The following is a 6429-nucleotide window of genomic DNA, read 5'->3' on the forward strand; positions in this document are numbered from 1 at the left end:
GACGTTCATCGGGGTCAGCGGCTCCGCTCGCTGGTCGTCTCGAACAGTTTTGGGATGGGCGCGGGATCCAGCAGCAACGCGTCGGACATGTTCAGCTGTCCGGCGTCGGCGATCATGTTGTCCAAGATGGCCTGCAGATCGTCGCCTTCGAGTTCGTAGATGGCCACATAGGGGCCCTGCCCATCAACGGGGCGCAGCCGCCGCGCCGCGACGATTCCATCGAGCGCCAGCAGTTGGGGTATGTGGACGTCGTCGTACCAGGTGTTGTATTCCTGTTCGCGTTCGGGCGAACTAGGCCGACTTTCGACGTACATGATTCCCTTGGCCATCGCCGCCACCTCTCCTCGGGCCCGCTACTCGTAGCGCACCGTGACCGACTCCGTATCCGGCACGCCCTGGCACGTCAAAATGTAGCCCTCGGCGACCTCGTCATCGTCCAGAGCGTCGTTCACCCGCATGGTCGCGTGGCCCTCCTCGAGCTTGGCCATGCACGTGCCGCAGTTACCGGCCTCGCAACTGAACGGCGGTTCCAGGCCGGCCCGCCGCGCGCTCTGCAAGAGCGTCTCGCCGGGGACCAGCGGCACCGAGACCTTCTTGCGGTCCATGTGGATGGTCACCGTGCCCGCGCCGGAGCCGTTTGACGGATTTGTCACCCGTGGGGTCTCCTCGATGCTTCGGGTGACTGTCACCTCGACCGCCCCCTCCCGTACTTGCATTCTTCACTATAGAGAATACTATTCTCACAGAGCGATAGGATCTTCTCAAGCTTGTGGGGATGTCAGGTCAGCCCGGCCTGTCAGGGAAGGACGGGACGTGACCGAGCCGGCTGCGGTCGTGTTCGAGGAGCGGCGTTTCAGCCTGGCCCAGCTCGACGCGCTGGCCGACGGCTGGGCCGCAACCCTGGCCAAGAACGGTGTCGCGGCAGGTCAGCGGGTCGCGGTGATGGCGTCCAACCGTCCGGAATTCGTCGCGGCCGTGCTGGCAATCTGGCGGCTGGCCGCCACTGCGGTGCTGCTGAGCCCGGCCTGGAAGCGCGACGAGGTGGACCACGCGCTCGCAATCACCGAACCGGCGCACGCCGTCGGGGACCATCCGGTGCTGGCCGGTGTCATGCCGATGCTGGACCTCGACGAGCCGGTCGCCCCCGGCGAGCCGACGAGCGCCGTACCGCCGCAAGCCTCCGACGCGGTGCTGGTGTTCAGTTCCGGCACCACCGGGTTGCCGAAGGCCGTCCGGCACACCCACGCGGCGCTCGACGAGGCCGTGCGGCACTGGCGGGATGCGTTGCAGCTGACTCGGCGCGACCGCATCCAGATCGCCACGCCGCCGTCGCACATCCTCGGCCTGCTCAACATCCTCACGGCCCTGCGCAGCGGGGCCCGCGTGCGGCTACATTCCCGGTTCGACATCGAACGGATGCTGCATCACATCGAAAACGACGGCATCACAGTCGAAATGGCGGTCGCGCCCATTGCCCTGGCCATCGCCTCGCATCCCAGGCTCGAGTCCTACGACCTGTCCTCGCTGCGCTACATCATGTGGGGGGCCACGCCCGTGTCCGCCGACGTCGCGCGGACCGTGACGCGGCGCACCGGCGTGGGCTGGGTCCCGGCCTACGGGACCACCGAACTGCCTGTCATCGCGTGCAATCCGATCGAGGGCGCGCGCCTGGACTCCGTCGGGCGCCCCGTGCCGGGCGTGGACGTGCGGGTGGTCTCGCTGGAGACGGGCGAGACCGTCTGCCCGGGGGAGGTCGGGGAGATTCAGGCGCGGTCCGCGTCGCTGATGGCCGGTTACCTGCCGGCGGAAGCGACCGCCGAGGTGATCGACAACGGCTGGTACCGCACCGGCGACGTCGGCTGGATCGACACCGGCGGCTGGCTGCGCATCACCGACCGCCGCAAAGAGATGATCAAGGTGCGCGGCTTTCAGGTCGCGCCCGCCGAAATCGAGACGGTGTTGCACGGCCACCCGGCCGTCAAAGACTGCGCGGTGTTCGGTGTGCCCGACGGGCTCAACGGGGAAGCGGTGGTTGCGGCGGTCGCGACGTGCGCGCCCGTCGATGCCGGCGAACTCACCGCCCGGGTGGATCAGCGCCTGGCTTCCTATAAACACCTCAGCCGGGTGGTCTTCGTGCCCGACATTCCTCGCCTGCCCTCGGGCAAGGTGCTGCGCCGAGTGCTGAAGGAGCGCTATGGATGTACGTCTGACAGCTGAACAACAGCAATTGCGCGACGCCGCCGCCAAGTTCGCCGACGACCTGGGGCCCTCGGCGGTCCAGGATCTCGACGACCGGGGCCGAATTGCGCGTCTGGACAAGCAGATTGCCGGGACGGGCTGGCGGTCGCTGCGTTCCGACGGGGCGTCGGGCGTCGAAGTGGCCATCGTCGCCGAGGAATTCGGGCGCCGACTGGTCGACACGCCATTTCTTGGTCCTGTGCTCGCCGACGACCTGGCCCGCCACGTCGGCGCCGACGGCGCGGGCGTGACAATCGCGGTCGACGGTCGCGCCATCGACGCGCGGGGCGCCCAGCGAGCCGTTTACCTTTCCGATCGCAAGGTGTTCGCCGCCGAAGTTCAGGACTTGATCGATGGTGTGGACCTGACCCGAAGCGACGCCACGATCGCGGGAACGGCGGCGGCGCTGGGCGAAGTGTCCACCGACGTCGCGGCGCGATGGCGAGCGCTCGCGCTGGTCGCCACGACGGCGGACCTGGTGGGTGTAGCCCGGGGCGCGCACGCCGTCGCGGTCGACTACGCCAAGATCCGCGAGCAATACGGCAAGCAGATCGGGTCATATCAGGCCGTCGCCCATCTGCTGGCCGAAAGCCTTGCGCTGATTGAAGGTTCGATCAGCGTGTCCCGGCACGCCGCGTGGGCGGTCGACGAGCTGCCATCCGCCGACGCCGTCCGTGCCGCGCAGGTGGCCAAGGTCTACTGCGCGCGCGCCGCCCGCACCGTCTGCGAGACGGCCATTCAGGTGCACGGCGGGATCGGCAACACCTGGGACTGCCTGGTGCATGTCTACCTGCGCCGCGCCCTGATCTCGACGGAGCTGTGGCCCGTCGCGTTGAAGGAGATTGATCTTGGACTTTCGTGACTCACCAACCGAAGCCGCCTTCCGGGAGCGACTGCGGTCCTGGCTTGCCGTGCACGCGAAGGAATTTTCCGGGTCCGGCGACGAGTACTGGGCCCGTCAGGCCGAATGGCACCGGGCCCTGTACCGCGAGGGCTTCTTCGGGCTGTCGTTTCCCCGGGCGTACGGCGGGCAGGAGTTGCCTCCGGTCTACGACGTCATCGTGGACGAGGAACTCGCCCGGGCCGGCGCCCCGCCGCGCCCCAGTGTGGGCTATCTGATCTACGGGATCGGCCGGCACGCCAATGACGAAGTGCGCCAACGGTTCCTGCCGGGGATCATCGACGGCACGGAGCGCTGGTGCCAGGGCTTCAGCGAGCCCGGCGCCGGGTCGGACCTGGCTTCGCTGACCACGACCGCGCGCCTGGAGGGCGACACCTACGTGGTGAACGGGCACAAGATCTGGACCAGTTATTCCGATGTCGCGGACTGGTGCCTGCTGCTGGCCCGCACCGATCCCGACGCCAAGCGGCACCGCGGCCTGTCGGCCTTCGTGCTTCAGATGAAACAGCCTGGGGTGCAACAGCGTCCGCTGCGCATGATCAACGGCGTGACCAACGAATTCGGTCAGGTGTTCTTCGACGACGCGAAGATACCGGCCGATCGGATGGTCGGTGCCCCGGGTGATGGCTGGGCGGTAGCCATGACCGTCGTCGGCCACGAACGCGAACCCTCGACGCTCGGTTACGCCGCCCGCTACGGCAAGCTGGTCCGAAGCCTGTACGCCCGCAACGATGGACCGGTGTCCGAAGAGCTTGCGTGGGCCGCGGTCCAGTCGGAGATGCTGACCCATCATGTCCGGCGGAGGCTGTCCGAACAGCTGGACGGGGTTTCGCACGGGCCCGAAGGCTCGCTCGACAAGCTGCTGATGACCTGGGTCGAGCAATCGGTCGGGCACGCCGTCCTGGCGGTCACCGGGACCCGCGATCCGGACTTGCTCGGCGCCTACCTGTACAGCCGGGCGCAGAGCGTGATGGGCGGGACATCACAGATACAGAAGAACATCATCGCTTCACGGATCTTGGGATTGTCGTGAGCGCGGGCGGAGCCCGGGTGAAGCGGGTCACGAATATAGACGGAGTGATCGCGAACGCGGGCGGAGCCCGGGTGAAGCGGGTCACGAATATAGACGGAGTGATCGTGAGCGCGGGCGTAGCCCGGGTGAAGCGGGTCACGACTATAGAAGGAGTCTGACGTGTACGACATGCCTGCCGAAATCGACGTCCACGCCGACGGTCCGCTGCGGATCATCACCTTGAACCGGCCGGACTCGCTCAATTCGGTCAACGACGACCTGCACGTCGGGCTCGCGCGCCTGTGGCAGCGATTGACCGATGACCCCAGTGCCCGCGCGGCGGTCATCACCGGGGCGGGCAGGGCGTTTTCGGCCGGCGGGGATTTCTCGTATCTCAAGGAGCTGTCGGCCGATGCGGACCTGCGGGCCAAGACCATTCGGGACGGCCGCGAGATCGTGCTGGGCATGGCGCGGTGCCGTATTCCGGTGGTTGCCGCGGTCAACGGCCCGGCGGTCGGGCTCGGCTGCAGCCTGGTGGCGCTGAGCGACATCGTCTACATCGCCGAAGAGGCCTACCTCGCCGATCCGCACGTGCAGGTGGGATTGGTTGCCGCCGACGGCGGCCCGCTGACCTGGCCGCTGCACATCAGCCTGCTGCTGGCCAAGGAGTTCGCGTTGACGGGCACCCGGATCAGCGCGCAGCGCGCCGTCGAACTCGGGCTGGCCAACCACGTCGCCGCCGACCCGCTCGCGGAGGCGATCGCGTGTGCCAAAAAGATTTTGGAGCTGCCCCAGCAGGCGGTCGAAAGCACCAAGCGGGTGCTCAACATTCACCTCGAGCGGGCGGTGCTGGCCAGCCTGGACTACGCCCTGTCGGCCGAGCACCAGTCGTTCACGACCGAAGACTTCCGGTCGATCGTCACCAAGCTGGCGGCCGGCAAGAACTGAGGGCACCGCTCAGTCGTGCAGCCGCAGAAAGTCGCGCATCACTCGGTCGAACTTGTCCGGCTCCTCGATGAAGGGCATGTGAGCGGTCGACTCGAACAGCTCATAGCGCGAGCCGGCGATGCGTTGGTGCATCTCCCACATGTGTTCGGGCACGCATTCGTCGAACCTGCCGGCCAGGATCAGGGTCGGCAGGGTGATTTCGGCTAACCGGTCGAAGACGTCCCAGTCGCGGATGGTCCCCACGATGCGAAAGTCGCTCGGCCCGAACATGGTCTCGAAGATGTCGGTGCCCATGTTGGCGAAAGCTTGCAAAAGCTCTGCGGGCCAGGGGCGTACGCGGCACAGGTAGGTCTCGTTCCAGGTGCGGATGGCGTCCTGGTATTCCGCCGCATGCGTGGTACCGGCGGCCTCGTGCCGATCGATGGCCGACTGCGTTTCGGGATCGAGTTCGGTTTTCAGCCGGGCCACCATCTGCGAGAACTGCGGGATGGACGCGATGCTGTTCGAAATGGTGAGGCTGACGGCGCGCGACGGCACGTCGAGCGCGTACTGCTGCGCCATCATCCCGCCCCACGAGTTGCCGAAGAGGTGAAAGCCGTTGAGGCCAAGGCCCTTTACGACGGCGTCCATTTCGGCAACCGACCGTTGCATGGTCCACAAGTCGCGGTTCGCGGGGCGCTCGGAGTTGCCGCATCCGAGCTGGTCCCAGAAGATGACTACGCGCTCGTCGGCCAACCGCTCCAGCGAACGCAGGTAGGTGTGCGGCAACCCGGGCCCGCCGTGCACGACGAGCAGCGGAAGGCCCGGTCCGCCGCCGACGCGCTCGAACCACACGTTGCCGCCCGGAACCGCGATCATTCCGTCCATTGCCGACGAGCCTCCTGGTTGGCGAGCAGACGCAGAATCGCACCACGCGATGCTGGTATATGCGATTTTGCGACTGCTCGCGAGCCGACCTCTCCTTGCAACGCTGACTCTCAGAATGAGAGAATAGTGTTCTCATAAATCGCGGGGTCGTCGAACCCCCGCAACGCGCTCGCCGAACTGGAGAAGACCCGTGCCTGACGCCGTCATCGTGTCCGCCACCGTCATCGAGGTGCCAGCCCCCTAAATGGACATCGCCGACTTGATCGAGGGCGCGCGCAAGGGATCTCCGCGCGCGGCGGGTCGGTGATGCCGATGACGTTCACCGGTGACGGCTCGATACCGGCGAGCACCTCGTCGCGGCGCTCGCCCTCGACCAGGGAAAGGAGCCGACCCGCCGCGCGCGGAGATCCCTTGCGCGCGCCCTCGATCAAGTCGGCGATGTCCATTTAGGGGGCTGGCACCT

Annotated in this window: 7 protein-coding genes and 1 pseudogene; 4 read left to right on the forward strand and 4 right to left on the reverse strand. The window is 67.1% G+C overall.

Going from position 1 to position 6429, the window contains the following annotated elements; all coding sequences use genetic code 11:
* Window positions 1-14: 14 nt before the first annotated feature.
* The gene (locus A5702_RS04500; RefSeq protein ID WP_068218614.1) at window positions 15-329 is read right to left on the reverse strand and encodes a DUF4286 family protein; all 315 of its coding nucleotides are present in this window, start codon (window positions 327-329) and stop codon (window positions 15-17) included.
* 24 nt (window positions 330-353) lie between these two features.
* Complete coding sequence (locus A5702_RS04505) at window positions 354-689, reverse strand: 2Fe-2S iron-sulfur cluster-binding protein (protein ID WP_055405221.1); 336 nt, start codon at window positions 687-689, stop codon at window positions 354-356.
* Window positions 690-813: 124 nt separating this feature from the next.
* On the opposite strand from A5702_RS04505, the gene A5702_RS04510 reads away from it, so the two are divergent.
* The 4 genes from A5702_RS04510 (at window position 814) to A5702_RS04525 (ending at window position 5099) form a co-directional block, all read left to right on the forward strand.
* Window positions 814-2217, forward strand: a complete 1404-nt coding sequence (locus A5702_RS04510) for a class I adenylate-forming enzyme family protein (protein WP_068218600.1) — start codon at window positions 814-816, stop codon at window positions 2215-2217.
* Window positions 2195-3100, forward strand: coding sequence for an acyl-CoA dehydrogenase family protein (locus tag A5702_RS04515; protein WP_068218603.1), 906 nt, complete (start codon window positions 2195-2197; stop codon window positions 3098-3100). The genes A5702_RS04510 and A5702_RS04515 overlap by 23 nt, the downstream gene beginning before the upstream one ends.
* Window positions 3087-4172 carry an acyl-CoA dehydrogenase family protein gene (locus A5702_RS04520; protein WP_068218606.1) on the forward strand — a complete coding sequence of 362 codons (1086 nt, stop codon included), beginning with the start codon at window positions 3087-3089 and terminating at the stop codon, window positions 4170-4172. The genes A5702_RS04515 and A5702_RS04520 overlap by 14 nt, the downstream gene beginning before the upstream one ends.
* Before the next feature lie 159 nt (window positions 4173-4331).
* A complete protein-coding gene (locus tag A5702_RS04525; protein ID WP_068218608.1) occupies window positions 4332-5099 on the forward strand; it encodes an enoyl-CoA hydratase/isomerase family protein in 768 nt (255 codons plus the stop codon).
* A 9-nt stretch (window positions 5100-5108) separates the two neighbouring features.
* On the opposite strand, the gene A5702_RS04530 is transcribed toward A5702_RS04525, so the two are convergent.
* Window positions 5109-5966 (reverse strand): proline iminopeptidase-family hydrolase, encoded by an 858-nt coding sequence (locus A5702_RS04530; protein ID WP_369817862.1) that lies wholly within the window; start codon window positions 5964-5966, stop codon window positions 5109-5111.
* Window positions 5967-6253: 287 nt separating this feature from the next.
* Window positions 6254-6412, reverse strand: a pseudogene (locus tag A5702_RS25450) (methylmalonyl Co-A mutase-associated GTPase MeaB); the annotation flags it as partial.
* Window positions 6413-6429 lie beyond the last annotated feature (17 nt).

This window comes from Mycobacterium sp. E3339 (assembly GCF_001666915.1).
Taxonomy (GTDB): domain Bacteria; phylum Actinomycetota; class Actinomycetes; order Mycobacteriales; family Mycobacteriaceae; genus Mycobacterium.